The organism is Streptomyces sp. NPDC050617, from assembly GCF_040654795.1.
In the GTDB taxonomy this organism is placed as follows: domain Bacteria; phylum Actinomycetota; class Actinomycetes; order Streptomycetales; family Streptomycetaceae; genus Streptomyces.
Genome location: NZ_JBFAIS010000046.1, coordinates 23,411 through 46,587 on the forward strand (window position 1 = coordinate 23,411; position 23,177 = coordinate 46,587).

The following is a 23,177-nucleotide window of genomic DNA, read 5'->3' on the forward strand; positions in this document are numbered from 1 at the left end:
CTCACGGCATGAGGTCTTCGAAGACCCCGTGCACATCGATGTCATGCCGCTGGAACGAGTCGTGCGCGTACTTCAGCAGATCGCCGTGGTCCTCGATCCGGCCGGCCAGCTTGGCGTGGAGCCCGGCGATGGCGTACATCATCGAGTGAATGGCCGAGTCCAGCCCGGCGTCGCCCGACGCGGCGATGGCCGGGGCGACGTTCGTCTTGAGTTTCGCGTAGTTGCCGGCTTCCTTGTGGAAGGTGCCGGACATGCTCTTCAAATCGCCGAGAACTACCTTGAAATCCACGCTCATCGCACCGCCTCCGCGTACGCCCGGACCGCGTCCGGGGTCCAGGACCGCGCCTCCGGCGCGACCTCCGGATCGATATGGAGCCGCCCCAGCCCATTCGACATCATCAGCTCCGCGTACCAGCCGGCCCGCACCACGATCCACGGCTGGGCCTCGCCCAGCGCCCTTACGAGACGGTCCAGTTCGGTGAACGCGACAGGCATGAGATCCCCGCCGGGGAGCCGCAGGAGTTCGAATCCGATCCCCGGCCGGACCTCGGGGTCGCTCGGATACCGCGGATGCGCGGGTACGAAGAGCCGCCCGTCGGGTGCGACCGGCGGTTTCCGGCGTTCAGGAGCCGGGCCGTCATCGCGGCTGAATTCAGAGATGCGCGAAAACACCATGGATATCCCCCGTGCGATCGCCCCGTTTCGCAGTTCCGCCGGGGCGCATTAATTCGGCCGACCCTAGCATCGACCTTCTTCGGATACATTCATGCCCAGCCCCATGGAGTGCAAAATGAACGCCAACTCCGCCAGTCGGCGGCGCGGACGGAGGGGAACTCGGCCCGCGCGGGCTGTGAAGGCCCGGAGGTAATCCCTTAAAGTGCACAAGTGGCAAATGATCCTGATGTGCCGGGATTTGACTGCCCCACTCCGCGCCCGCTTCGGCTGCCTCGGCGCCGCCCGGCTCCGAGATGGGGCGGGAAAGCCGGTATGAGAGGGTCGGTGCTCATCGAATGGCTCCGGCGCCGATTAGGATTCGGCGGTATTCCCGGAGCATCGGATGAATCATCGGACGACGGAGGAATACGAAGTGACCACGCCACCGCGGGAGCCGGGCCCGCCACTGCCGCGGAAGCGCTGGAGCAGGGGGAAGACGATCGCCTTCGCGGTGGTCGTCGTCATCGCGGTTCTGGTCGCGGTGTTCTCGATCACCGGCAAGAGCAAGGACAACGGGCAGGCGCACAAACTGTCGACGCCGCAGACCCTCGAAAAGGGCGCGTACAGCATGACGCGCAGCCACAAGGGCGGCGACGTCGCCGGCCTCCAAGGCGGCAAAGGCCCTGGGATGCATGACATGACGGGCGTCAGCGGCTCCTACGCCAAGATGCCGCGCTCCACCCAGCACAGCATCCTGAACTTCGACGGCGCCTACGGGACCGTCAGCGATCCGCACCGCGCCCTGTCGGGCCTGCTCACGTATATGCAGGACAGCGGCGAGGGGGACGTCGCCGTACCGGCGAAGGAGACCACCCCCACCGGCGCATCGTCCCCCGTGACCTGCGAAGTCACCAAGACGACCGGCGACAACGGCAAGTCGGCCTACCTCCCGATGTGCGCCTGGGCGGACTCCGGCACCGTCGGAGTCGTCGCCGAGAACGATTTCGGTCGCCCTGCCACGTCGGCTGACGCCGTCGATCTGGACACCTTCGCCCGCAAGGTGGACGCGATCCGCGAAGAGATCCGCAGCTGACGCCTGCGCCGCGGCAACTGCTTGGGCGGAGGTGCGGACGCGGTGACAGGGGGCCGTCAGGGACTGGTCAATGCCGGGTCAATGGGCGGCCAGCAGCCGCTCAAGAACCGGCGCGAATTCGGCATGCGCGTATGCCTATGGGCGGAATTCGACGGATGCGGGGCAGCCTGGCGGTACTACCTTGAGGCGCGATTCAGCGTGCGAAACCGCACGCGAGAGGCCGCAAGGGGAGAGAGTCGCATGGGGGAGCAGGTGGCGTCCCGCATCCTCGACTATGTGGGGGACGACGCGGATGACGCGGCCGTGGCGGGGCGGTCGAGAGTGCCGGCGTATTCGACGCCGGTGTTTGTGCCGGCCCATCCGCGATATCCGGACGAGGGTCCGCCGAAGATCGCGTTCGAGTTGTTGCGGCATCCCGCCGGCCCCGCTGTTCCGGTGGCCTTCACCAGTCTGCAGAAGCTGGTCGATGCGCTGGGTCCGGCCCAGCCGTGGATGGCGTCCTCCATCGGCCCGTTCGTCGAGGCCATGCGCGAGGCGAACCTGCCGAAGGTGCATCTTGACCCGGTGATCGCGACCGGTCATCGCAATTGGCAGCTCGAAGGCGTCGAGACATACGCGCGGGAGCTGAGCTCATGACGGACCTCAAAGCTGTACTGGGCGACATCGGCGCCATGAGCGAGACGTTCCATCGGGAGGGCGGGAATTTCCGGAAGCTTTCGCACGCCGTGTCGCCTCCCGTCGTGTCGGCCGGAGACGGAGCGCTGGATTCCTCGATCAAGGCGATGGCGGAACTCATCACCCAGCTGCACAAGAGCCTGGCCGACCGGATAGAGGACCACGGCGCCAAGGTGAAGTACGCGCATGATTCGTTCCAGCGGAACGATATCGATGTGCACGACCTGTTCGAAGACTTGATGGGCAAGCACAAGGAAGATACGCCGGGCTGACGTCCCGCAGGCAATCGGGGCGAAGGATCGACGGTTGTGCAGGACCGGGGCGGCAGGGACGGGGGATGGGGAGACAGTGGCAGAGAGCTGGGTCGGCGGGGACATCGGCGGTCTCGCGCATATGGGAGCGGCGTACACCGGTGCCAAAAAGGAGCTGGAGGGGCCGCTCAAGCCCATTGGCCGGTGTGTGGACGCCCTGGTCAAGGATGCCGGATGGCAGGGCGACGCGGCCGACCAGTTCAACGCCGCATGGAGCGTCGACGCGATGACGGCTGGGGCTTTCGCCACTTTGGTGAGCGAGACCGGAGACACTCTGACGACGCTCTCCGGCCACCTCAAGGCCGCTGAGCACGCTTTGCAGAACGCGGAGGACGTGGCCGTGCGGGCCGGTGTTCCCATGAAGGCCAAGGGCGTTCCGGACGATCTGCCGGCGGATGCGGAAAGTAAGGCGAAGTCCGCGCTGAGCACCTACGTGACAGTCCGCAAGGAGGTTCTGCACACGGCTCAACAGGCTCGTCTCGACGCCGCTGAACGTCTCAACAAGCTGTTCGATGACGTCACCGTGGCACCCGGCGACATGATCACCGTCGCGGACTATCTGCGAGGTCTGTACGCGGTCGACAGCGAAGCCAGACGCGGCAAGGGGAAGGACGCCGCGACCAAGCTCGACGCCGCGAAGCAGGCGGAGATCGAGGCCAAGAAGGAATGGCGCAGAGAACGCAAGGCGTTCGAGGCCGAGGGCAAGAAGCTTCCCAAGGACTTCCCGGCGAAGGGCGCATATCGCGATGCGATCGCCCAAGTGGAGGACCTTAAGACGCGGATCGCCGCTGCTGAGCATGGCAGCAGCCGGGTGCCGTACGACCGCGAATTGAACGTGAAGGTAGCGGACGCGGCCAAGGTGCTGAGGGCGGGAGAAGGAATCGAGAAACTCCCGGAGTTCTTGCGGGAGATGCCGGTCGTGGATGTCGCCGCCGCCGGGGCCTGCGGCATTCTGGAGGCCAAGGGCGACCACGACGAGGGATGGTCGTGGAAGCACTCGCTGATCGTGGACGGCACGGCGAACTTCGGTGGGCTGGCCGCCGGGACAGCGGTGACGGCGCTCGGGGTCGTGGGGGCGGGGGCGGCCGGGTTCACCGCGCCGGTATGGGCGGTGGCGGGAGTAGGCGGCGCCGCCGTCGTTCTCAGCACGGAATTCATCGACAACGCCATCCATGAGCACTGGAGTGAGGACATCCACGATTTCGGTGTGGTGGGCGGCGTTCTGCACGGCACGGGCCACGTCGCCAGTGAGACGGTGGACGACGCCGGCAAGCTCGTGACCGGGGCGGCGAAGGGGGTCTGGCATGGCATCAAGAGCATCTTCTGAATCCGCCGAGCCCGCAAAGCTCCCCCTTCTCGGCACCAGTTGGTACCGCCGCGGTGCGGGGTACTGGGCACGCAGGATCGCGCTGGCAGGCTTCCTGTTGATGGGACTGCTGCTCCTGGGCTTCTTCGTGACGGGTGTCTACCTGCGCATCGTGGCCGGACTCTCGCCGACCGTGCGCTTGGTGTGCCACATCGCGCAGATACTCGCCTGCTGCGCCTTCCTGGCCTGGGGCTGGAAGGCGGCGCGTAGGCAAATTCAGGAGAAGCGGCTGAATCCGCCCACGCCGACGGGGGCTTGGCAGCGACAGCGGGAGGATTCGCGGCGAGGGATGTCGCTGGCCATCGTGGGACGGGTCGTCGCTCTCTTCGCCATGCCGGTGCTTCCGGCGGTGATCGCGTATCTGATCGGTGCGGTCTGTGCGGGTGTGTTCGCGCGCGAACTGCCCATGGAGATCGGCGCGCGCCGATCTCTGGAGCGGGAGCGGGAGCGATCCGGAGCGGACAGCGCGGGCCGCCGATGACCGCCGCGTCCACGTCCCTGCCGCCTGCCCTCCCCGGCCTCGGCACCACCTGGTACGAGCGCGGCGCGCCCTACTGGTCGCGGCGCGTGGTCACCGGCGTGCTGTGGCTGGCCGTCACCGTGTTCGTGTGCTTTCTCGCCGTCAGCCTCTACCAAGGCTTCCGCGACCAGCTTCCCTCCGGTGTCCGCACGGTCTGGGACGGCGTCCAGGCCGTGGCGGGCTGTGCGGCGCTCGTGTGGGGATGGCTCGTGCAGCGGCGGGGGCACCGCGCGAAACTGGCCGATCCGCCCACGCCGGAGCAGGCATGGGACCGCAAGTCGGACGAGAAGCGCCGCACCACGGGGCCGGCCGCGCTCGGGCGCATCGTCGCGGTCCTGGCCGCCCCGGTGGCACCGGCCGTCGCGGCGTTCGCGCTGGGGTGGGTCTGTGCCGTGATGACGGTGCGGGAGTATCCGAGCGAGGTCGGTGCGCGAAGGGCCCTGGGGCAGGAGGCGTGAGGCCGGCGCGAGCGGGGTTACGAGCATCCGCTGAGGAGCCGAAACCGGTTGCTCTGCCGGGCATCGGCAGGACCTGGTACAAGCGGGGTGTCGGGTACTGGATGCATCGGACGAGACTGGCCGTCGGCCAGTTGCTGTTGACGGTGCTTGTGGGCTTCTTCGCCGGAGCCGCCTACAGCGGATTCGCCGATGTACTTCCACCCACGGCGCGCGTGGTGGCCGGAGTGCTGGAAGTGGTCGGCTCTTGCGTGGCGTTGGTGTGGGGCTGGCGGTCGACCCGTAAGCAGATACGGGAGAAACTGCTCAATGCCCCTACGCCGGAGCAGTCGTGGCGGAATATGCGGGCGAGCCGGAGCCGGGCCGCGGGGCAGGCGGCCGGAGGCCGGTGGATCGTCCTCCTGGCACCGCTGTTGGTGCCGCTGGTCGCGTACCTGCTGGGAATGGTGTGCGCGAGCGCGTTCATCCGGGAACTGCCTTCCGAGGTCGGTGCGCGAAGGGCCCTGGGGCAGGAGGCGTGAGGCCGGGGCTCAGGTTGTTGTTGCTCGGTGGTATAGGCGGGCCACGGTGTTGTTGAAGTAGGGGGTGTACGACGTGGTGTCGTCGCCGCCCTCGTCGTAGCCGCCCAGTACGCCCGTCACCGTGCCCCGGCCCGTGGTCGGGTCGATGTCCGTGAGCATCGGGCCCCCGCTGGTGCCGCTGGGGAAGCCGGGGCAGGTGAGGCTCAGTTGGGTGGGGCTGAAGGGTTTGGTGGAGTTCTGGCAGCTGATGGGGTGCTCTTCGCCGTACGGGTAGCCGATCAGGCGCGTCGGGGCGCTCCGGGGCGGGGCGAAGCGAATCTGTTCGGCGGCCGTCGTCGACTCGATGCTCGCCTTGCCCGCGCCCGGCCTGCGGACCTGGATGAACGCCACGTCGTGGTCCGGGTCGCGGTCGGCGGTCCAGGTCGGGTCGACGTCGATGCGGGTGGGCACCCACACCCCGTACGGCATCCGCCCGTCGTGGTAACCGGGCACGAAGGCCAGATCCGTGCGGAAACCGCCCTGGTGGACGCAGTGTGCCGCCGTGACCAGCAGATTGCCGCGCGGCGAGTGCACCACGGCCGCCGTGCACTGGTGGTCCGGACCCCCTGGCGCCCCCGCGTAGAACAGCGGGCCCACCGTCGACTGCGGCGCCGTCGGCGTCGCGGTCAAGGGGTTGGACCTGGGCAAAGGAGAGTGGGCCGTTGTCGGCCGGGGGCTCGCGGCCTCCCGGCTCTTCGGTTTCTTCAGGTCCTCCTGCCTCCCTTTTCTTGCTCCTCTCAATTCCTCGCTCACCTCATCCGCCACCCCGTCCCCCCGCCCCTCATCCGCCACCCACCAGCCCCCGGCCGCATCACCCCGCGCCAGCAGTTCCGTACGCGCACGCTCCTGCTGCTTCAGCGCCACGCCCGTCGCGGTCACGGTCACCGCCGCCAGTACGCAGAAGGCGGCGCCCATCGCAGCCAGTCGGCGTCGGCGGCCGGGTCCAGGTCTCTCGCTCGCATCCAGGGGCATGGGTGCCATTCAAGCCGGTCGCGGCCCCCGGCCCGTACCCGCTCCTCGTTCACCCCGCCGCCGTCAGCAACCCCCCGCACTCCCGTGCCACCCCCGCCATCCCCAGGCCCTCCGCCGACCGGCGGGCCGTGTTGAGCAGGCCGACGGCCGCGCGGCGGGCGCCGGGGGTGCCGGTGCGCAGGTGGGCGCGGGCCTCGTCCAGGCGGAGTCTGACCATGTGCGGGGGAGAGGAGCGGGCCAGGCGGGTCGCGTGCCAGAAGTGGTGGAGGGCCTGGGCGGGGTCGTTCCCGGCCAGGGACAGCAGGCCGCTCGCGCGGGCCGCCGGGCCCAGGAGCACCGTCGGCCGGCCCGCCAGGACCAGTTCCGACGCGTGACCCGCCAGCCTCTCCCGTAATTCCGCCGCCGGACGCAGCAGTTGGAGGCCGTACGCGTCCGTCCGCTCCAGGATCGCGTACGCCTCCGCCAGCAGCGCCGCCGTCGGCACCGACCAGCCGTGCGGCGGCAGGACCGTGAACCCCCGCGTGTCCTGCGCGAACGCCGCCAGATGGTCCAGCGCCCGGTCGTAACGCGCCGTCTCGCACAGCGCCAGGATCAGGCCCGCGCGCCACACCGGGAAGCAGCCGTGGCGCTCCACCCCGTCCGCCACCCCGGAGTCGAACAGCTCCGCCGTCCGGCCCTGTTCGCGCAGCAGCCAGTACGCCTGTCCCAGCCGGGTCCGGCGGAGCGTGTCGACGGGCACCGTCAGGTCGGCCTCCAGCCGTTCGACGATGGCGCGGGACTCGCCGAAGATCCAGTCGGCAGCCTCCTCGAACCGGCCGCGCCACAGGTCCAGCAGCGTGTCCAGCGTCGACTGCTGCCACGTCGTCAGCGCGCTGCGGCGGCGCGCCGCGTGCGCGCGGTGCCGCTCCACCGTCGCGAACGCGCTGTTCACACGCCCGACCCGCAGCTGGTCGACGGCCAGCGCCACCAGCGCCTCGCCGTGGAAGTGCGCCGACCGCGCTCGCGACGCCGCGTCCTGAAGCTCCTCCGACACGGCCAGCAGGTCGCCCGCCGGGGCGAAGTCGTACAGCCCCCAGCGGCACTCCGTCAGCACCTCGCAGCGCGCCTCCTCGCTGAGGCTGAGCCGGCGGCCGGGCGGCAGGCCGCGCAGTTCCCGCAGGGTGCGGCCGGCCCGCTGCGCGCCGCGCTCCGGGCCGGCCCACGGCGCCGCGGCGTCCTCGCCCACCGCCGTCGACAGCTTCCTGGCCAGATGCGCGCCGAGCTGGAGCCGCAGCCCGTCGGCGGCCGGGCTCTCGTCGCCCTCCAGCGCGGCCAGGCAGCCGCGAAGCAGATGCGGCAGCTCCCGGTCCGCCTGGCCCGGGTCCGACCAGCGGCGGGCATGGCGCACGATCGCGAACGCCCGAGCCCGCGCGTCGCCCGCCGCCGTCCGGTACGCCGCCAGATACCAGCCGCCCGCCTCCCGCATCTCCCCGGCCGCGTAACGGGCGTCGCCGCTGCGGATCAGCCGGTCGAACTCCGCCCCGTACTCCGGCGACCGGCCCGCCTCCGCCAGGCTCGCCTCCGCCAGGCCCGGCTGCCGCTGCGCCGGTGGACGGGGCGGACACGTGACGCCGGGCGGCTCGGGCGGCTCGGGCGGTTCCGGCTGCGGCGCCAACGCCGTCAGCTCGCCCTCCGCGTCCAGCGCCACATCGCAGCGGAGCGCCAGTTCGCGTACGGCCGGCAGGTGGCCGTTCTCGACGCGGCTGAGACAGCCCTTGCTGTAGTGCGTCAGCGCGGCCAGGCCGCCGAGCGAGAGGTTCGCGGCCTCCCGCCGGCTGCGCAGCGCGTCCCCGAACCGTTCGTCCGACGTCATCTTCCCGCCCCCTGACGCCCGTACCGGCCCCCGTTGCCAAATATGCCGTGGCAACGGCCGGTTCCGCCCGCTTTCCCCCGGACCGGAGGAAGCCGGCTGAGGAAGCCGGCTGAGGAAGCCGGCTGATACGAGCACGGGGCCGACACCGAGGAGGCTCCGGGAAGAACCCGAGAAGCCCTCGACAAGTCCTGGAGAAATCCCCGACAAGTCCCCGACAGGTCCCCGGGAAGAATCCGCGAAGGGCTCCACCCGGTGGCCCGGCCCGGCCGTGCTACTCCACCAGCCCCGCCTCGTACGCCAGGATCGCCGCCTGCACCCGGTTCTTCAGCGAGAGCCGCGACAGGATGGCGCTCACATACGCCTTCACCGTGCCCTCCACCAGATACAGTTTCGCCGCGATCTCCGCGTTGGAGAGGCCGCCGCCGAGCAGGGCCAGCACCTCGCGTTCGCGGGCGGTCAGCTCCTCCACGCGGCCGCGGGCCGTCGCGGCCTTGGACAGCTGGCCGCCGCTGAGCCGGGCGATGACGCGCTGCGCGATCCGCGGGGAGAGGAACGCGGCGCCGCCGGCCACGGCCTGCACCCCCGCGATCAGCTCGCGGGGGTCGCCGGACTTGAGCAGGAAGCCGCTGACCCCGCTGCTCAGCGCCTGGGTGATGTACTCGTCCTCGGAGAACGTGGTGAGCATGACCACGGCCGAGTCCGGCGCGGTGCGCCGGAGTTCGGCCGCGGCCTGGAGCCCGTCGAGGCGGGGCATCCGGATGTCGAGGAGCGTGACGTCCGGGCGGTGCTTGAGCGTCAGGTCCACGGCCTCGCGGCCGTCCGCCGCCTCCGCGACGACTTCGATGTCGGGGGACGCGGACAGCACCGCCCGTACGCCCGCTCGGATCATCGCTTCGTCATCCGCCAGCAGAACCCGGATCACGGCAGTCCCCCGTACCTCGAAATCGATCGTTCGAGTCGCTACTTTACGTCGGCGGTCACGCCGGGCCGGCCGTCATTTCACGTTCACGGCAGCCCAGGTGTCGCCGACCGCCTTGAACTCCGCGCTGTTGTGCCCGTACAGCGCCCACGCCGCCTTGAGCGTCGCGGTCCGCGCGCCCCTGTAGTCGGTGGTGGAGGTCATATAGGTGGTGAGCGCCTTGTACCAGATCTTGACGGCCTTGTCGCGGCCTATGCCGGTGATCTTCTGGCCGTCGACGGTCGGGCTGTCGTAGTCCACGCCGTCGATGGTCCTGGGGCCGCTGCCCTCCGCCAGCAGGAAGAAGAAGTGGTTGGCGACGCCGGAGGAGTAGTGCACGTCGAGGTCGCCCAGGTCCGCGCCCCAGTAGTCGGGCGAGAGGCGGTCCTTGCTGGGCTTGTCCATGTAGCGCAGCGGGGTGCCGTCGCCGTTGATGTCGATCTGCTTGCCGATGAGGTAGTCGCCGGGCTCCGCGGGGTTCTTGGCGTAGAACTCGACGGCGGTGCCGAGGATGTCGGAGGTCGCCTCGTTGAGGCCGCCGGACTCGCCGCTGTACTCCAGGTTGGCGGTGGCCGCCGTGACGCCGTGGCTCATCTCGTGGCCCGCGACGTCCAGGGAGGTCAGCGGCTTCTTGTTGCCCTCGCCGTCGCCGTAGGTCATGCAGAAGCAGTCGTCGTCCCAGAAGGCGTTGACGTAGTTGCTGGCGAAGTGGACGCGGGAGTAGGCAGCCTTGCCGTCGTTCCTGATGCCGTTGCGGCCCAGCACGTTCTTGTAGAAGTCCCAGGTGGCGGCGGCGCCGTACTGCGCGTCGACGGCGGCCGTCTGCTGGATCGTCGGCTTTCCGTTCCCCCAGACGTCGTCGGCGTCGAGGAACGGCTTGCCCTGGCCGTCGTAGGCGCCCTGGAGGTTGTACGTCTGGTGGCCGCCGCGGGCGTTGTCCTTCATGAGGTAGGACGTGCCGCTCCTGACCGAGCCGACCGGGACCTTGCCGCTGTACTGCCCGGTTCCGGTGCCGGTCTCGACGGCCTGGTACTGGTACAGCTTCTTGCCGGTGGCCGCGTCCGTGATGACGTGCAGCTTGCTGGGCGTGCCGTCGTCCTGGAAGCCGCCGAGCACGGTCTCGTACGCGAGGACCGGCGTGCCCTTGGCGGCCCAGACGACCTTGCGCGGCGCGGTCTTGACGGCCGGGGCCGCGCCCGCCTTCAGGCCCTTCGCCGTGCGGGCGGCGGCCAGCGCCGATGTGCGCGCCGCGGCCGGGTCCTGCTTCGCGGCGGTGGTCGGAACGGTGATGGCGGCCTCGGTGGCCTTGGTGACGTCCTCGATCCGGCCGCTCCTGGCCTGGTGCACGACCAGGTCGCCGCCGAGCACCGGCAGCCCGGCGTACGTGCGCTCGTACCGGGTGTGGACGGTGCCGTCGGGGTCCTTGACGACGTCCCGGACGATGAGCTTCTCTTTGGCGCCGAGGCCGAGATGCCCGGCGGCGGCCGCGACGGCGGAGGCGTTGGCGCCGGGGGCCCCGGAAGGTCCGGCGTCGCCGGCTCCCGCGGCCTCGGCGGAGCCGGTGGTGAACGCGGCGGCGAGCAGGGCCGCCGCGACGGCCGCCGCTCCGGAGGCGACGGCGGTGCGGCGGTATCTGTGACGGTCGGTACGGGAAGTACGAGAAGACGTGCGCACGCGAAACTCCTCTTTCCGTGGTGCCGGCCGCCGGAGATCGCGACCGACTGATCACAGTTTTATCGAACTCTCGTGCGCATCGGGGAGTTATCCACAGGTTTGTGCGCGGCGTACGGCAAAGAATTCGCCAACCCGGGGCATGGACAGGGGCGGTGTACGGGACCGCCAGGCCCGTACACCGCCCCGAGACAGCCTCGGCCGTCAGGCCACCCAGTCACTCAGCTCACTTCACGTTGACGCCGGCCCAGGCCGCGTCCACGCCCTTGTACTCCTTGCTGTCCTTGCCGTACAGGTCGGCCGCGGCCTTCAGCGACGCCTCACGGGCGCCCTTGTAGTCCGTGTTGGACGTCATGTACGTGGTCAGCGCCTTGAACCAGACCTTCTCGGCCTTGTCGCGGCCGATGCCCTCGACCTTCTTGCCGTCCTTGGTCGGGCTGTCGTACTTGACGCCGTTGATCTCCTTCTTGCCGCTGCCCTCGGACGCCAGGTAGAACCAGTGGTTGGCGACGCCGGACGAGTAGTGCACGTCCATGTTGCCGACGTCGGCGGACCAGTAGTCGGCGGACTGGCCGTCCTTGCTGGGCTTGTCCATGTAGCGCAGCGGGGTGCCGTCGCCGTTGATGTCGATCTTCTCGCCCATGAGGTAGTCGCCCGGGTCCTCGGCGTTCTTGGCGTTGAACTCGACCGCCGTGCCGAAGATGTCGGAGGTGCCCTCGTTGAGGCCGCCGGACTCGCCGCTGTACTCCAGGTTGGCGGTGGCCGAGGTGACCCCGTGGCTCATCTCGTGCGCCGCCACGTCGATCTCGGTGAGCGGCTTCTTGTCGCCCTCGCCGTCGCCGTAGGTCATGCAGAAGCAGCTGTCGTCCCAGAAGGCGTTGACGTAGCCGTTGCCGTAGTGGACGCGGGACGTGGCGCCCTTGCCGTCGCCCTTGATGCCGTCGCGGCCGTGCACGTTCTTGTAGTAGTCCCAGGTGACCTGGGCGCCGTACGCGGCGTCCACGGCGGCGGTCTCCGGGTTGTCCGGCTTGCCGTTGCCCCACTCGTCCTTGTCCTTGGTGAAGAGCTTGCCCTCACCGGACTGGCCGTGGTCCAGGTTGAGCGTCTGGTGGCCGCCGCGGCCCTTGTCCGTCAGGGAGAAGCCGCTGCCCTCCTTGGAGGTGCCCAGCTCCACCTTGCCGCTGTACTCGCTGGTGCCGGCGCCGTTCTCGATCCCCTGGTACTCGAAGATCTTCTTGCCCGTATCGGCGTCCGTGATGACGTGCATCTGGTTGGGCGTGCCGTCCTTCTGGAAGCCGCCGACCACGGTCTCGTACGCGAGGACCGGGGCGCCCTTGGCCGCCCAGATGACCTTGCGCGGGGCCTTGTCGGAGGCCGCCTTGGAGCCGGACACGGCCTTGGCGGCCTTCAGCGCGCTCTGCTGGGCGGACTTCGGAGCCACCTTCGGCGTGAGCGACGCGACCTTGACGGCGGCCTTCGTCGACTTGGTGACGTCCTTGACCTTGCCGTCCTTGGCCTGGTGCACGACCAGGTCGCCGCCGAGCACGGGCAGGCCCGCGTACGTACGGTCGTACCGGGTGTGCACGGTGCCGTCGACGTCCTTGATGACGTCCTTGACGACCAGCTTCTCCTGCGAGCCGAGGCCCAGCGTCTTCGCGGCCTTCGCCGTCGTGGCGTTGGCGCTGTGCATCAGCTCGACCCGCTGCGAGGGGGAGAGCTTGACGGACTGGGCGCCCAGCTCTCTCGCCTGGGGGGCCGCGCCCGCGGAGCCGGTCGTCAGACCGGTGGTGACCAGTGCGGCGGCGGTGGCGATGGCAGCGGCGGCGGATATACGGGTAGCGCGAGTCCTCACGCGAACTCCTTCTTGCTGTGGGGGTTCGGGCCGGACGGCGGGGAAGGGCTGTCCGTTCCGAAACAAGAGGTGTGGGTGTGACGTGCGCTGTGAGACTCCCATCCAGGGCGCGTACATGTCACTGGTCGAACATCAGGTTGGCTGGAAATCGTTCGTTCGCCGTTGATTCACATCCGGATAACGAACGGGACACGGCAGGGCCTGCGGAAATGGGTAAGACGCCGCCCGGGGGAGTCGAACTCACCCCGGACGGCGTCTCGTTGAAGGGCCTGCCGGTCAGCCGCGCGCAGCGGGCCGGTAGGGGATCAGAAGGTCAGCTTCCAGCTGTCGATGAACCCGCTGTCGCCTGCGAGCTGGTCCTGCACCCGCAGGTTCCAGACACCGCTGGCCGATTCCGCGGAGGCGTTCACGGTGTACGTGGTGTTCACGTTCTCCGCCGAGTCCCACGGGTCGACGTTCTTCAGCCGGTAGGTCTTGCCGCTCGGCGCGACCAGGTCGATGGCCAGGTCGCCGCGGTAGGTGTGCTTGATGTCCACGGCCACCTTGAGCGCCGCCGGGGCGTTGCCGCTGCGGGTCACGGTCACCGGCGAGGTGACCGCCGCGCCCGAGTCCGGGATCTGGACGTCGGTGGTGTTCTCGAACTCGTTGCCCTCACTGGTGGTCACGGTCCACTTGAAGGAGGCCGAGCCCGTCTTGTTGGCCGAGTCCGTCACCGTCACCGTCACACTGCTGGCGCCGACGGCCGTCGGGGTGCCGGAGATCAGGCCGGTCGCCGCGTCGATCGTGAGGCCGGCGGGCAGTCCGGTCGCCGCGTACTTCAGCGCGCCCGGGTTGGTGCTCGTCGCCTTGATCTGGAGGCTGACGGCCTGGTTCAGCTTGCTCGTCTGGTCGCCGGGGCCGGTGACCGAGACGCCGCCGGAGGGGACCCGGCTGCCGACCGCGATGGCGGCCCAGGCGTTCGCCGCGTTGTTGTACGTCTCGCTGCCGACGCCGAACAGCTCGCCGGCCGCCCACAGCGTCGCCTCACGCGCGCCCGCGTAGTTGGTGTTGGAGCGCATCCGCTGGGTCAGCGCCTTGAACCAGATCTTCGCCGCGTTCTCCCGGCCGATGCCGGTGACCGGCAGCCCGTCGGAGGTCGGGCTGTCGTAGTGCACGCCGTTGATGTCCTTCGGGCCGCTGCCCTCGGACGCCAGGTAGAACCAGTGGTTGGCCGGGCCCGACGAGTAGTGCACGTCGATGCCGCCGATGCCCGCGTACCAGCTGTCCTTGGACGCCCGGTCCTTGCTCGGCTTGTCCATGTAGCGCAACGGGGTGCCGTTCCCGTTGATGTTGATCTTCTCGCCGATCAGGTAGTCGCCGATGTCGCTCGGGTTGTTGGCCCAGAACTCGACGGCCGTCGCCATGATGTCCGAGGTGGCCTCGTTCAGGCCGCCGGACTCACCGCTGTAGGTGAGGTTGGCGGTGGCCGAGGTGACGCCGTGCGTCATCTCGTGCGCGGCCACGTCGATCGAGGTCAGCGGCTTGGTGTTGCCCTGGCCGTCGCCGTAGGTCATGCAGAAGCAGCTGTCGTCCCAGAACGCGTTGACGTAGGCGTTGCCGTAGTGGGTGCGGCTGTACGCGCCGACGCCGTCGCCCCGGATGCCGCTCCGCCCGTGCACGTTCTTGTAGTAGTCCCAGGTGAGCTGCGCGCCGTAGTGCGCGTCGACGCCGGCCGTCGCCGGGTCGCTCGTCGTCCCGTTGCCCCAGGTGTCGTCGGAGTCGGTGAACAGCGTGCCGGTGCCGGACGTGCCGCGGTTGAGGTTGTAGGTCTTGTGGCTGCCGCGCGTCGTGTCGTTCATCTGGTACGAACTGCCCGACCCGGACGTGCCGATGGTGACCTTGCCGCTGTACTGGCTGTTGCCCGTGCCGTTCTTGACGCCCTGGAACTCGAAGAGCTTCTCGCCGGTCTTCGCATCCGTGATGACGTGCAGCTGGTTGGGCGTGCCGTCGTCCTGGAAGCCGCCGACCACGGTCTCGTACGCGAGGACGGGGGAGCCCTTCGCGGCCCAGATCACCTTGCGCGGCGCCTTGTCCGCGGCGGTCTTCTTCGACCCCTGCGACTTCGCGGAGGCGACCGCGGACTTCTCGGCCGCCGACGGGGCGACGGCGGCCTTCGTCGTGGCCACCCGCACCCGCGCCTTCGTGGCCTTGGCCACCGACCGGAGCTTGCCGCTCTTCGTCTCGTCGACGACCAGGTCGCCGCCGAGCACGGGCAGCCCGTCGTACGTCCGCTCGTACCGGGTGTGCACCGTGCCGTTCGCGTCCTTCGTGGCGTCCCGGACGACGAGCTTCTCCTTGGCCCCGAGGCCCAGGCTCTTCGCGGTCTCCGCCTTGGTGGCGTTCGCTTCCTTGAGCAGTGCGGCGCGTTGCGACGGTGAGAGCTTGACCGGCTGCGCACCGGGATCGGCCTTGGCGATCACCTTGCCGCCGGCCGCGGACGCGTCGTCCGGGCGGGCCGTGGCCGAACCGGCCTGTACTCCGACGGCGATCATGGCTCCCGCGGCGACGAGAGCGCCGGTCGCCATGGCGCGCCGATGGGGGGTGCGTCTCACGCTGACTCCTTCTGCGGTGGCCGCGACGGGAGGCGCGACCGGTGGAGACCGGGCGGCGGGGTGGTCGCCCGGGGCAGCTCGAGGCAGAACAGATGGAGCGTCCGCCGCATCTCGGGCTCGCCCGGACCGGTTGGGTCGGGCGGCCGCGGTGCGCCGGGCGTGGGGGGCGGCGACGCAGGCCGGCTGGGGATATGGGGGAGCCATGCGTCAACCGAGGGAAGAGTGCCACCGGGAGCCGCCATGTGTCAGGGGCGTGACAACAATTGGCCGGAAACCGTCCGTTGCGCAGAGATCCCCGTTCGTATAGCGGGCGCACGGCCCGCGCCGCCCGGGCGGCCCAGGCGCACGGGCCGACCTGCCGCAACGGGCGTGCGCCGGCGGGCGCGGCGACCGGCGCGGCGACCGGCGCGGGGGCGCGAGCTGGACCGTACGCCGCCTGCGACGTATGTACGACGGTCCGTACGCTCTCCGTATGACGACGCCACCGCTGCCCGCCGCAGAACCACCGCGCCACCTCGGCGACCCGCGCGAACTCGCCGACGCGTACCTCGACTACTACCGCGCCGCGCTGCTCCGCAAGCTCGACGGCCTCGACGAGGCCGCGCTGCGCACCAGCCGGCTGCCGTCCGGCTGGACGCCGCTGGAGCTGGTCAGACACCTGACCTGGGTCGAACTGCGCTGGTTCCGCTGGGGCTTCCTGGGCGAGGCCATGGCGGCGGAGCGGGCCTGGGGCGACCGGGGGCCCGGCGGCCGCTGGCACGTGCCCGAAGAGGAGACGGCCGAGACCGTACGGGCCGCCTTCACCGCGCAGTGCGCGCGCTCGCGCGAGATCGCGTCCAGCGTGCCGAGCGGCCAACGCGCCCGCACCGGCGGCCGGTTCGCGACCGAGGCGGACGCGCCGACGCTCGGCTGGATCCTCTTCCACGTCCTCCAGGAGTACGCCCGCCACGTCGGCCAGCTCGACGTGGTCCGTGAGCTGGCGGACGGCGCGACGGGGGAGTGACGCCGGTACCCTTCGGGGCAATGAGCGGACTCCTAGGCCCCCAGCTATCGCAACGGCATTGGGCCTAGGGACCGGGCGGGGCGTCTACTCGCCTGTACGGCAACGAGGTCGAAGGGGAACCGGATGCTGACGGAGGCGTTGGCCGCGCTGGCCGGAGCGGGCGGCACGGCGGTGGTCCAGGCGGCCGGTACGGACGCGTGGACCGCGTTCCGGGACCGGCTCGCGGCGTTTTTCGGCCGGAGCGGCGAGCGGAGCGCCCGGACCGCGCTGGAGCGGCTGGACCGCACCGCCGGGGAGCTGACCGACGGCGCCCCCGACGACGAACTGCGAGAACGGCTCCAAGGTCGCTGGCAGGAGCGGATCGCCGACCTCCTCGAAGACCTCGACGACACCGAACGGGACGCCGCCGCAGAGGAGTTGCGGGCCGCCGTCTCGCTTGTCGACCGCCGCATCGGCGACGCGCGCGGCGCCCAGGTCGCCGGCGACCGCGGCCTCGCCGCGGGCTCCGTCACCGCACACGCCGAACAGGGCTCCATCGCGGGCGGCGTCGTCAACATCGACGGGGGCGTGACCCTGGGAAACGCCTCAAGGCCGGATTCGCCTCAGAACTGAGGGAATCCGGCCCGGCGCCCGCGAACGGGGGACTCGCGCCGGGGCCCGCCGGGGCCGTCGCCGGAAGCGCGGGGCCGGTGGGGGCGGCGACCGCGGGCCCGGCGGGGGCCGTCGTCGCCGGCCAGGGCCCGGCGGGGGCCGTCGCCGCGAGCGACGGCTCGATCGCCGCGCTGAACATCGGCCAGGTCGTGGTGGGCGGCGCGGCCAGGCCGCCGGTCCGCTGGCCGCAGCAGGTCGGCGTCATCCCCGGCCGCGCCGACTGCTTCCAGCACCGGCTGGCCGTCGACGACCTCGACGCGGCGGTCGCCGACGGCGGCACGGCCGTGCTCTGCCAGGTCATCTCCGGCACCGGCGGCGTCGGCAAGACCCAGCTCGCCGCCCACTACGCCCGCCGTCAGTGGGACGGCGGCGGCGTGGACCTGCTGGTATGGGTCACCGCGAGCGGCCGGGACGCCGTCGTCTCCGCCTACGCGCACGCCGCCGCCCAGGTCGCCGCCCAGGCGGCCGAGGTCGCCGACCCGGAACAGGCCGCCCGTACGTTCCTGAGCTGGCTGGAGACCACGGCCGTGCGCTGGCTCGTGGTGCTCGACGACCTCGCCGACCCCGGCCTGCTGCGCGGCCTGTGGCCGCCGCGCGCCGGGACCGGCCGGGTCATCGTCACCACCCGCCGCCGCGACGCCGCGCTCACCGGCAGCGGCCGGCGGCTCATCAGCGTCGGCCTGTTCAGCCCGAAGGAGGCCGCCGCCTATCTGACGGCGACCCTCGCCGCCCACGGCCGGGCGGACGACGAGGAGCAGATCCGCGCGCTCGCCGCCGACTTGGGCTTTCTGCCGCTGGCGCTCGCCCAGGCCGCCGCGTACCTGATCGACCGCGGCCTGGACTGCGCCGCGTACCGCCAGCGGTTCGCGGACCGCCGCCGCGCCCTCGCCGAGGTGCTGCCCGAGGACGGCGCCCTCCCCGACGAGCAGCGCACGTCGGTGGCCGCGACCTGGTCGCTGTCCATCGAGCTGGCCGACGGGCTCGCGCCGCGCGGCCTGGCCCGGCCGCTGCTCCAACTGGCCTGCCTCCTCGACGCCAACGGCATCCCCGCCACCGTCCTCACCAGCCCCGCGGCCCTCGCCTACCTCACCGAACACCGGGGGAGCGGCGGCGGCCGGGACGTGGACGAGGAGGCCGCGAGCGACGCCCTGCACTGCCTCCACCGCCTCAACCTCGCCGACCTCGCGGACCCGGCGGTGCCCGGCCCCGGAGCCCCGGCCGCGCCCGTACGCACCACCGCCGACGCCGCCCACCGCTCCCTGCGCGTCCACGGCCTGATCCAGCGCGCCACCCGCGACGAGCTGACCGCCGACGCCCTCGACGGGGCCGTACGGGCGGCGGCCGGGGCCGTGCTGGAGGCGTGGCCGGCGGCCGAGACCGCCGCCGACCACCGGGCGCTGCGGGCCAACGCCGACGCGCTGCACACCCACGCCGGGGACCGGCTGTGGGCGGCCGGCGCCCACCCCGTGCTCGTACGGGCCGCGCAGAGCCTCTGGGAGTCCGGAGCCGTCGTCGCCTCGATCGGGGACACCCGCCGGCTGTACGAGGCGGCGGCCCGGCACCTCGGCGCCACGCACCCCGACACGCTCGCCGTCCGCGGCGAACTGGCCCTGCGTCAGGGGCGTGCGGGGGACTGGGCGAAGGCCGCCGCCGAGACCGAGCAGCTGCTCGCCGAGCGGCAGCGCACCCTGGGGCCCGCGCACCCGGAGACGCTCTACACCCAGCGCGACCTCGCGGGCTGGCTCGCCAACGGCCGCGACTGGCTCGGCGCCATCGCCGTCACCGAGGCGATGCTCGCCACCCAGCAGGAGGCCCTGGGTCACGGCCACCCGGACATCCTCGCCACCCGCCGCAACCTCGCCCAACTGCGCCGCGACAGCGGCGACCGGGAGGGCGGGGCCGCCGACAACGCGGACATGCTCGCCGAGCAGAAGCGGCTGCTGGGCCTCGCGGACCCCTCGATCCTGCCGACCTGCCACCGCATCGCCGAGTGGCGGCTGACCGCGGGGGACCGGGCCGGGGCGGTCGCGGTCTGGGAGGAGCTGCTGAGCGAGCGCGAGCGGGAACTCGGCCGCGAGCACCCCGGCACCCTCGCCGCCCGGCTCCACCTCGCCCAGTGGCGGGCCCAGGCGGGCGACCCGGCCGGCGCCGCCGCCGAGACCCGGGAGCTGCTGGAGGAGCAGGAGCGCGTCCTGGGCCGCGACCACCCGGACACCCTCGCCACCCGCCGCCACCTCGCCGACCGGCTCGTGCACGTACGGGACCGGCGGGGCGCGGTCGCCGAGACCGAGGTGCTGCTCGGCGACCTGGAACGGCTGCTGGGCCGGGACCACCCCGACACCCTCGCGGCCCGCCGGGCGCTCGCCGACCGGCGCGGGCAGGCCGGGGACTGGGCGGGCGCCATCGCCGACACGGAGGAGCTGCTGGCGGAGCTGGCGCGGCTGTGGGGGCCGGACCACCCCGAGACGCTGCTGATGCGCCGTACGCTCGCGGCCCGGCGCGGGCAGGCGGGCGACTGGGCCGGGGCGATGGCGGAGACCGAGGCGCTGCTCGTGGAGCAGGAGCGGGTGCTGGGCCGCGGCCACCCCGCCACGCTCGCCACCCGCAGCGCCATAGCCGAACGCCGCGGCCACGCCGGGGACTGGGCGGGCGCCATCGCCGTCACCGAGGAGCTGCTGGCCGACCAGCGGCGGCTGCTGGGCTCCGCGCACCGCGACACCTGGGCGACCCTCCGCCGGCTCGCCGACCGCCGGGGCCAGGCCGGGGACATCGCGGGCGCGATCGGCACGCTGCACGAGGTGCTCGCCGAACAGCGCGCCGAACTGGGCCAGGACCACCCCGAGACGTGGACGACCCGGCTCCATCTGGCGCACTGGGTGGGCATGTCCCGCGACTGGGACGGGGCCATGGAGATGCTGGAGGAGGTGCTGGCCGAGAAGCGCCGGGTGCTGGGGCCGGACCACCCGGACCTGCTGGCCACCCGGCGGCGGCTCGCGACCTGGTGGGAGAGCTCGGGGGACTGGGCGGGGGCGAACGAGACGCTGGCGCATCTGCTCGCCGAGCACGAACGCGTCCTGGGACCGGACCACCCCGACACCCGCGCGGTGCGCCGCCGCCTGGCCCGCTGGCGGATGCCGTCGTACCAGAAGCCGCGGGGGGCGAAGGGCGGCAGGAGGGGAGCGAGGCCGCGGTGAGGTGAGAGCGGGGCCGCGGCGGGAGGGGGCCGTGGCGGGAGGGGGCCGCGGTGAGGGCGGGGCTGCCGTGAGGTCGGAGTCGCGGTGATGACGGGGCCGGTGGGGTGTGGCGGGGCCGGTGGGGCGTGGCGTGGTTGTCCGGCGTTCGGTGTCCGCCCTAGCCTCGTTCCGTTCGCTCTATTCGTTCTATTCGTTCCATCGGCGCCGGAGACAGGCGGCGACGGCACCGGCGTCGAGAGGCGGCACCCGTGGCAGAGCGGTTGAACGTGCACCACCCGATCCTCCAGCGCATGTACCACCTCGACGGCGACGTCGAGGAGCGCACGCACATCTACGACGACTGGGCCGGGGCGTACGACGAGGACACCGTCGAGCACCTGGGGTACGTCGGCCCGCCCCTCGTCGCCGCCCTCGTCGCCGAACTGGTCCCCGCCGCCACCCCGGTCCTCGACGCCGGCTGCGGTACGGGCCTGGTGGGCGCGGAACTGGCGGCGCGCGGCTTCACGGCCGTCGACGGCGTCGACCTCTCCGAGGGCATGCTGAAGGTGGCCCGTAGCAAGGGCGTCTACCGCCGCCTGGAGTGCGCGGACATCACCCGTCCGCTGCCCTTCGACCCCGGCGGCTACGGTGCGGTGAGCTGCGCGGGCACCTTCACGGCGGGGCACGTGGGACCCGAGGGGATCGACCCGCTCGTCGCGGCCGCGAGCCGGGGCGGGTACGTCGTCATGACGGTGCTGACGCAGGTCTGGGAGGGCATGGGGTTCGCCGGCCACGTGGCCGCACTGACCCGCCAGGGCGCCGTCACCGTCGTCGAGGACCGGCCCGACCAGACGTACCACACCGGCGAACCGCTCACGTGCCGCCTGGTGGTGCTGCGCGCGGAGCGGTGAGGACGGCGCTGCCGCGCGGCGCCGGGCGTACGGTCACGGGTCCGCCGTCACCGCTTTGAGCCCGGCGAAGGACTCCCGGAAGAAGTCCGTCAGCGAGCGTTCCCCGGTGTCGCCGACCCAGCGCCCGAACCCGACCTTGAAGACGGCGATGCCGACCTCCGCGGTGAGGCTCGCGGCCGGTTCCTCGATGCCGCGGCGGCGCAGCGCGGCGACGAGCGCGGCGGACAGCGACGCCAGCTTGACCAGCTCGCGCTCGCGCAGCTCCGTGTTGGCCATGATGACGGCGTGGCGCTTGCGGACCCGCTCACGGTGGGGGTCGAAGTACCGGGCGGCGACGGTCTCCAGCGCCGAGGCCATCGCGTCGGCCGGCGCGACCGTGTCCGGTATGTCGGTGAAGGCGTCGACGAATGCCTGTTCCAGCGCGTGCGCCTGACCGAAGAGCACCTCGCGCTTGTCGGCGTAGTGCCGGAAGAAGGTGCGCTCGGTGAGGCCGGCGCGCTCGGCGATCTGTGCGGCGGTGGTGTGCTCGAACCCGCGCTCGCCGAAGAGGTCCAGCGCCGCTTGTTCGAGGCGTCCGCGCGCGTTGGGCTCCCATCGACTCATGCGGCGATTCTACGTGACGACAGTCGCTGACATCAGGGTGCTACTGTTGATGACAGTTACTGACATCGACTCGTCCGCCGCGCGACGCACAGGCGTGGCGGTCGGCTTACGCGGAGGTACTCCCATGCGTGTATTCGTCACCGGCGCGTCCGGCTGGATCGGTTCGGCCGTCGTCCCCGAACTCATCGGCGCGGGCCACCAGGTCCTCGGGCTCGCCCGCTCCGACGACTCGGCCGCCGCGCTCGCCGAGGCGGGCGCCGAGGTGTGCCGCGGGACGCTCGACGACCTCGACGTCCTGCGCGGCGCGGCCGCCGACTCCGACGGAGTGATCCACCTCGCCTACAAGCACGACCTCATGATCAGCGGCGACTCCGGCGCGGCCGTCGAGGCGGACCGGCGTGCCATCGACGCGTTCGGCGAGGCGCTGGCCGGTTCCGGCCGCCCGTTCGTCATCGCCAATGGCACCCTCGGGGTGACGCCGGGACGGCTCCTCACGGAAGAGGACGGCCATGTGTCCGCCGAGGGCGGCGGCCCGGCCTCGCGATTGACCAACGCGGAGGCGGTGCTCGCCCTCGCGGAGCGCGGCGTCCGCTCGTCCGTCGTGCGGCTCGCCCCGACCGTGCACGGCGACGGGGACTACGGCTTCCTCTCCGTCCTCGTCGGCATCGCCCGCGACAAGGGCGTCGCCGGCTACATCGGCGACGGCGCCGCCCGCTGGTCCGCCGTGCACCGGTCCGACGCCGCGCGCCTCTTCCGGCTCGCGGTGGAGGGCGCCCCGGCGGGCTCGACGCTGCACGCGGCCGGGGACGAGGGGGTGCCGATGCGCGATATCGCCGAGGCGATCGGCCGCGGCCTCTCCCTGCCCACGGCCTCGATCTCCCCGGCCGACGCCCCCGGGCACTTCACCTGGCTGGCGCCCATGCTCGATCTGGACAGCCCCGCCTCCAGCGCCCGTACGCGCGAACTACTGGACTGGCAGCCGACCGGCCCCGCCCTCCTCGACGACCTCGACAAGGGGCACTACTTCGCCGACCGGACGGCCTGACCGCCGAGACCGGGTTCTCCTCACCCCGTCGGCGCGTACGCGGTGATCGCCGGAATCCTCAGGTCCTGCCGCGTCCAGCCCGTCGCCTGGCTCACCGGGCCTGCGGCGGCGGCGCTCGCCGGCAGGGGCGAGACGCGCGCACAAGGCACTGGGCCGGTCAGGCCGGTACCCCGGGGTGCCCTCGCCGACGAGCTGGAGCACGACCGTAGCCGTCCACGTCTTGGTGTTGCTGGCCAGCCGGCTGTGCTCGTCGCCGACGAC

General features: G+C 71.7%; 21 protein-coding genes. 12 read left to right on the top strand and 9 right to left on the bottom strand.

Annotated elements, in window-relative coordinates; genetic code table 11:
- Position 1: 1 nt before the first annotated feature.
- A complete protein-coding gene (locus tag AB0I49_RS36300; RefSeq protein ID WP_363231490.1) occupies positions 2–295 on the bottom strand; it encodes a DUF6317 family protein in 294 nt (97 codons plus the stop codon).
- Entirely contained in the window at positions 292–675 is a 384-nt protein-coding gene (locus AB0I49_RS36305) for an SAV_915 family protein (protein ID WP_363231491.1), read from the bottom strand. The genes AB0I49_RS36300 and AB0I49_RS36305 overlap by 4 nt, the downstream gene beginning before the upstream one ends.
- 412 nt (positions 676–1,087) lie before the next feature.
- Here AB0I49_RS36305 and AB0I49_RS36310 point away from each other — a divergent pair, with 412 nt between their 5' ends.
- The 7 genes from AB0I49_RS36310 to AB0I49_RS36340 all read left to right on the top strand — a co-directional run bounded on the left by AB0I49_RS36310 (position 1,088) and on the right by AB0I49_RS36340 (position 5,595).
- Positions 1,088–1,747: a hypothetical protein gene (locus AB0I49_RS36310; protein ID WP_363231492.1), complete on the top strand. Its 660-nt coding sequence runs from the start codon at positions 1,088–1,090 to the stop codon at positions 1,745–1,747.
- A 240-nt stretch (positions 1,748–1,987) separates the two neighbouring features.
- Positions 1,988–2,383, top strand: a complete 396-nt coding sequence (locus AB0I49_RS36315; RefSeq protein WP_363231493.1) for an SAV_915 family protein — start codon at positions 1,988–1,990, stop codon at positions 2,381–2,383.
- The gene (locus tag AB0I49_RS36320; protein WP_363231494.1) at positions 2,380–2,694 is read left to right on the top strand and encodes a DUF6317 family protein; all 315 of its coding nucleotides are present in this window, start codon (positions 2,380–2,382) and stop codon (positions 2,692–2,694) included. Before AB0I49_RS36315 ends, AB0I49_RS36320 begins: the two co-directional genes overlap by 4 nt.
- 76 nt (positions 2,695–2,770) lie before the next feature.
- A complete protein-coding gene (locus AB0I49_RS36325; RefSeq protein ID WP_363231495.1) occupies positions 2,771–4,060 on the top strand; it encodes a hypothetical protein in 1,290 nt (429 codons plus the stop codon).
- The gene (locus tag AB0I49_RS36330) at positions 4,038–4,580 is read left to right on the top strand and encodes a hypothetical protein (RefSeq protein WP_363231496.1); all 543 of its coding nucleotides are present in this window, start codon (positions 4,038–4,040) and stop codon (positions 4,578–4,580) included. Before AB0I49_RS36325 ends, AB0I49_RS36330 begins: the two co-directional genes overlap by 23 nt.
- Positions 4,577–5,077 (top strand): hypothetical protein, encoded by a 501-nt coding sequence (locus tag AB0I49_RS36335; RefSeq protein WP_363231497.1) that lies wholly within the window; start codon positions 4,577–4,579, stop codon positions 5,075–5,077. Before AB0I49_RS36330 ends, AB0I49_RS36335 begins: the two co-directional genes overlap by 4 nt.
- Positions 5,078–5,178: 101 nt before the next feature.
- Positions 5,179–5,595: a hypothetical protein gene (locus AB0I49_RS36340; RefSeq protein WP_363231498.1), complete on the top strand. Its 417-nt coding sequence runs from the start codon at positions 5,179–5,181 to the stop codon at positions 5,593–5,595.
- A 9-nt stretch (positions 5,596–5,604) separates the two neighbouring features.
- On the opposite strand, the gene AB0I49_RS36345 is transcribed toward AB0I49_RS36340, so the two are convergent.
- From AB0I49_RS36345 to AB0I49_RS36370, 6 genes are all read right to left on the bottom strand, one after another.
- The gene (locus tag AB0I49_RS36345) at positions 5,605–6,549 is read right to left on the bottom strand and encodes a serine protease (RefSeq protein WP_363231499.1); all 945 of its coding nucleotides are present in this window, start codon (positions 6,547–6,549) and stop codon (positions 5,605–5,607) included.
- A gap of 106 nt (positions 6,550–6,655) precedes the next feature.
- A complete protein-coding gene (locus AB0I49_RS36350) occupies positions 6,656–8,458 on the bottom strand; it encodes a helix-turn-helix domain-containing protein (protein ID WP_363231500.1) in 1,803 nt (600 codons plus the stop codon).
- A gap of 271 nt (positions 8,459–8,729) precedes the next feature.
- Positions 8,730–9,380: a response regulator transcription factor gene (locus AB0I49_RS36355; RefSeq protein WP_363231501.1), complete on the bottom strand. Its 651-nt coding sequence runs from the start codon at positions 9,378–9,380 to the stop codon at positions 8,730–8,732.
- A gap of 72 nt (positions 9,381–9,452) precedes the next feature.
- Positions 9,453–11,090, bottom strand: coding sequence for a M4 family metallopeptidase (locus tag AB0I49_RS36360; protein ID WP_363231502.1), 1,638 nt, complete (start codon positions 11,088–11,090; stop codon positions 9,453–9,455).
- Positions 11,091–11,313: 223 nt separating this feature from the next.
- The gene (locus AB0I49_RS36365; RefSeq protein ID WP_363231503.1) at positions 11,314–12,939 is read right to left on the bottom strand and encodes a M4 family metallopeptidase; all 1,626 of its coding nucleotides are present in this window, start codon (positions 12,937–12,939) and stop codon (positions 11,314–11,316) included.
- 305 nt (positions 12,940–13,244) lie between these two features.
- Positions 13,245–15,530, bottom strand: coding sequence for a M4 family metallopeptidase (locus AB0I49_RS36370; RefSeq protein ID WP_363231504.1), 2,286 nt, complete (start codon positions 15,528–15,530; stop codon positions 13,245–13,247).
- 472 nt (positions 15,531–16,002) lie between these two features.
- Between AB0I49_RS36370 and AB0I49_RS36375 the strand changes: the two genes are divergently transcribed.
- The 4 genes from AB0I49_RS36375 (at position 16,003) to AB0I49_RS36390 (ending at position 21,268) form a co-directional block, all read left to right on the top strand.
- Complete coding sequence (locus tag AB0I49_RS36375) at positions 16,003–16,533, top strand: DinB family protein (RefSeq protein ID WP_363231505.1); 531 nt, start codon at positions 16,003–16,005, stop codon at positions 16,531–16,533.
- Positions 16,534–16,656: 123 nt separating this feature from the next.
- Entirely contained in the window at positions 16,657–17,145 is a 489-nt protein-coding gene (locus AB0I49_RS36380) for a hypothetical protein (RefSeq protein WP_363231506.1), read from the top strand.
- A 77-nt stretch (positions 17,146–17,222) separates the two neighbouring features.
- A complete protein-coding gene (locus AB0I49_RS36385; protein WP_363231507.1) occupies positions 17,223–20,378 on the top strand; it encodes a tetratricopeptide repeat protein in 3,156 nt (1,051 codons plus the stop codon).
- Positions 20,379–20,626: 248 nt separating this feature from the next.
- Positions 20,627–21,268 carry a class I SAM-dependent methyltransferase gene (locus tag AB0I49_RS36390; RefSeq protein WP_363231508.1) on the top strand — a complete coding sequence of 214 codons (642 nt, stop codon included), beginning with the start codon at positions 20,627–20,629 and terminating at the stop codon, positions 21,266–21,268.
- Positions 21,269–21,301: 33 nt separating this feature from the next.
- Here the strand turns inward: AB0I49_RS36390 and AB0I49_RS36395 are convergent, their stop codons facing one another.
- Positions 21,302–21,871, bottom strand: a complete 570-nt coding sequence (locus tag AB0I49_RS36395; protein ID WP_363231509.1) for a TetR family transcriptional regulator — start codon at positions 21,869–21,871, stop codon at positions 21,302–21,304.
- A 124-nt stretch (positions 21,872–21,995) separates the two neighbouring features.
- On the opposite strand from AB0I49_RS36395, the gene AB0I49_RS36400 reads away from it, so the two are divergent.
- On the top strand, positions 21,996–22,916 hold the full coding sequence (locus tag AB0I49_RS36400) for an SDR family oxidoreductase (protein ID WP_363231510.1): 921 nt from the start codon (positions 21,996–21,998) through the stop codon (positions 22,914–22,916).
- Positions 22,917–23,177 lie beyond the last annotated feature (261 nt).

What these genes read in the sequence shown, in the direction of transcription:
- AB0I49_RS36300 (WP_363231490.1), bottom strand. Translation starts at nt 295, where the DNA reads ATGAGCGTGGATTTCAAGGTAGTTCTCGGCGATTTGAAGAGCATGTCC.
- AB0I49_RS36305 (WP_363231491.1), bottom strand. Translation starts at nt 675, where the DNA reads ATGGTGTTTTCGCGCATCTCTGAATTCAGCCGCGATGACGGCCCGGCT.
- AB0I49_RS36315 (WP_363231493.1), top strand. Translation starts at nt 1,988, where the DNA reads ATGGGGGAGCAGGTGGCGTCCCGCATCCTCGACTATGTGGGGGACGAC.
- AB0I49_RS36320 (WP_363231494.1), top strand. Translation starts at nt 2,380, where the DNA reads ATGACGGACCTCAAAGCTGTACTGGGCGACATCGGCGCCATGAGCGAG.
- AB0I49_RS36330 (WP_363231496.1), top strand. Translation starts at nt 4,038, where the DNA reads ATGGCATCAAGAGCATCTTCTGAATCCGCCGAGCCCGCAAAGCTCCCC.
- AB0I49_RS36335 (WP_363231497.1), top strand. Translation starts at nt 4,577, where the DNA reads ATGACCGCCGCGTCCACGTCCCTGCCGCCTGCCCTCCCCGGCCTCGGC.
- AB0I49_RS36340 (WP_363231498.1), top strand. Translation starts at nt 5,179, where the DNA reads ATGCATCGGACGAGACTGGCCGTCGGCCAGTTGCTGTTGACGGTGCTT.
- AB0I49_RS36345 (WP_363231499.1), bottom strand. Translation starts at nt 6,549, where the DNA reads ATGGGCGCCGCCTTCTGCGTACTGGCGGCGGTGACCGTGACCGCGACG.
- AB0I49_RS36350 (WP_363231500.1), bottom strand. Translation starts at nt 8,458, where the DNA reads ATGACGTCGGACGAACGGTTCGGGGACGCGCTGCGCAGCCGGCGGGAG.
- AB0I49_RS36375 (WP_363231505.1), top strand. Translation starts at nt 16,003, where the DNA reads ATGACGACGCCACCGCTGCCCGCCGCAGAACCACCGCGCCACCTCGGC.
- AB0I49_RS36380 (WP_363231506.1), top strand. Translation starts at nt 16,657, where the DNA reads ATGCTGACGGAGGCGTTGGCCGCGCTGGCCGGAGCGGGCGGCACGGCG.
- AB0I49_RS36395 (WP_363231509.1), bottom strand. Translation starts at nt 21,871, where the DNA reads ATGAGTCGATGGGAGCCCAACGCGCGCGGACGCCTCGAACAAGCGGCG.
- AB0I49_RS36400 (WP_363231510.1), top strand. Translation starts at nt 21,996, where the DNA reads ATGCGTGTATTCGTCACCGGCGCGTCCGGCTGGATCGGTTCGGCCGTC.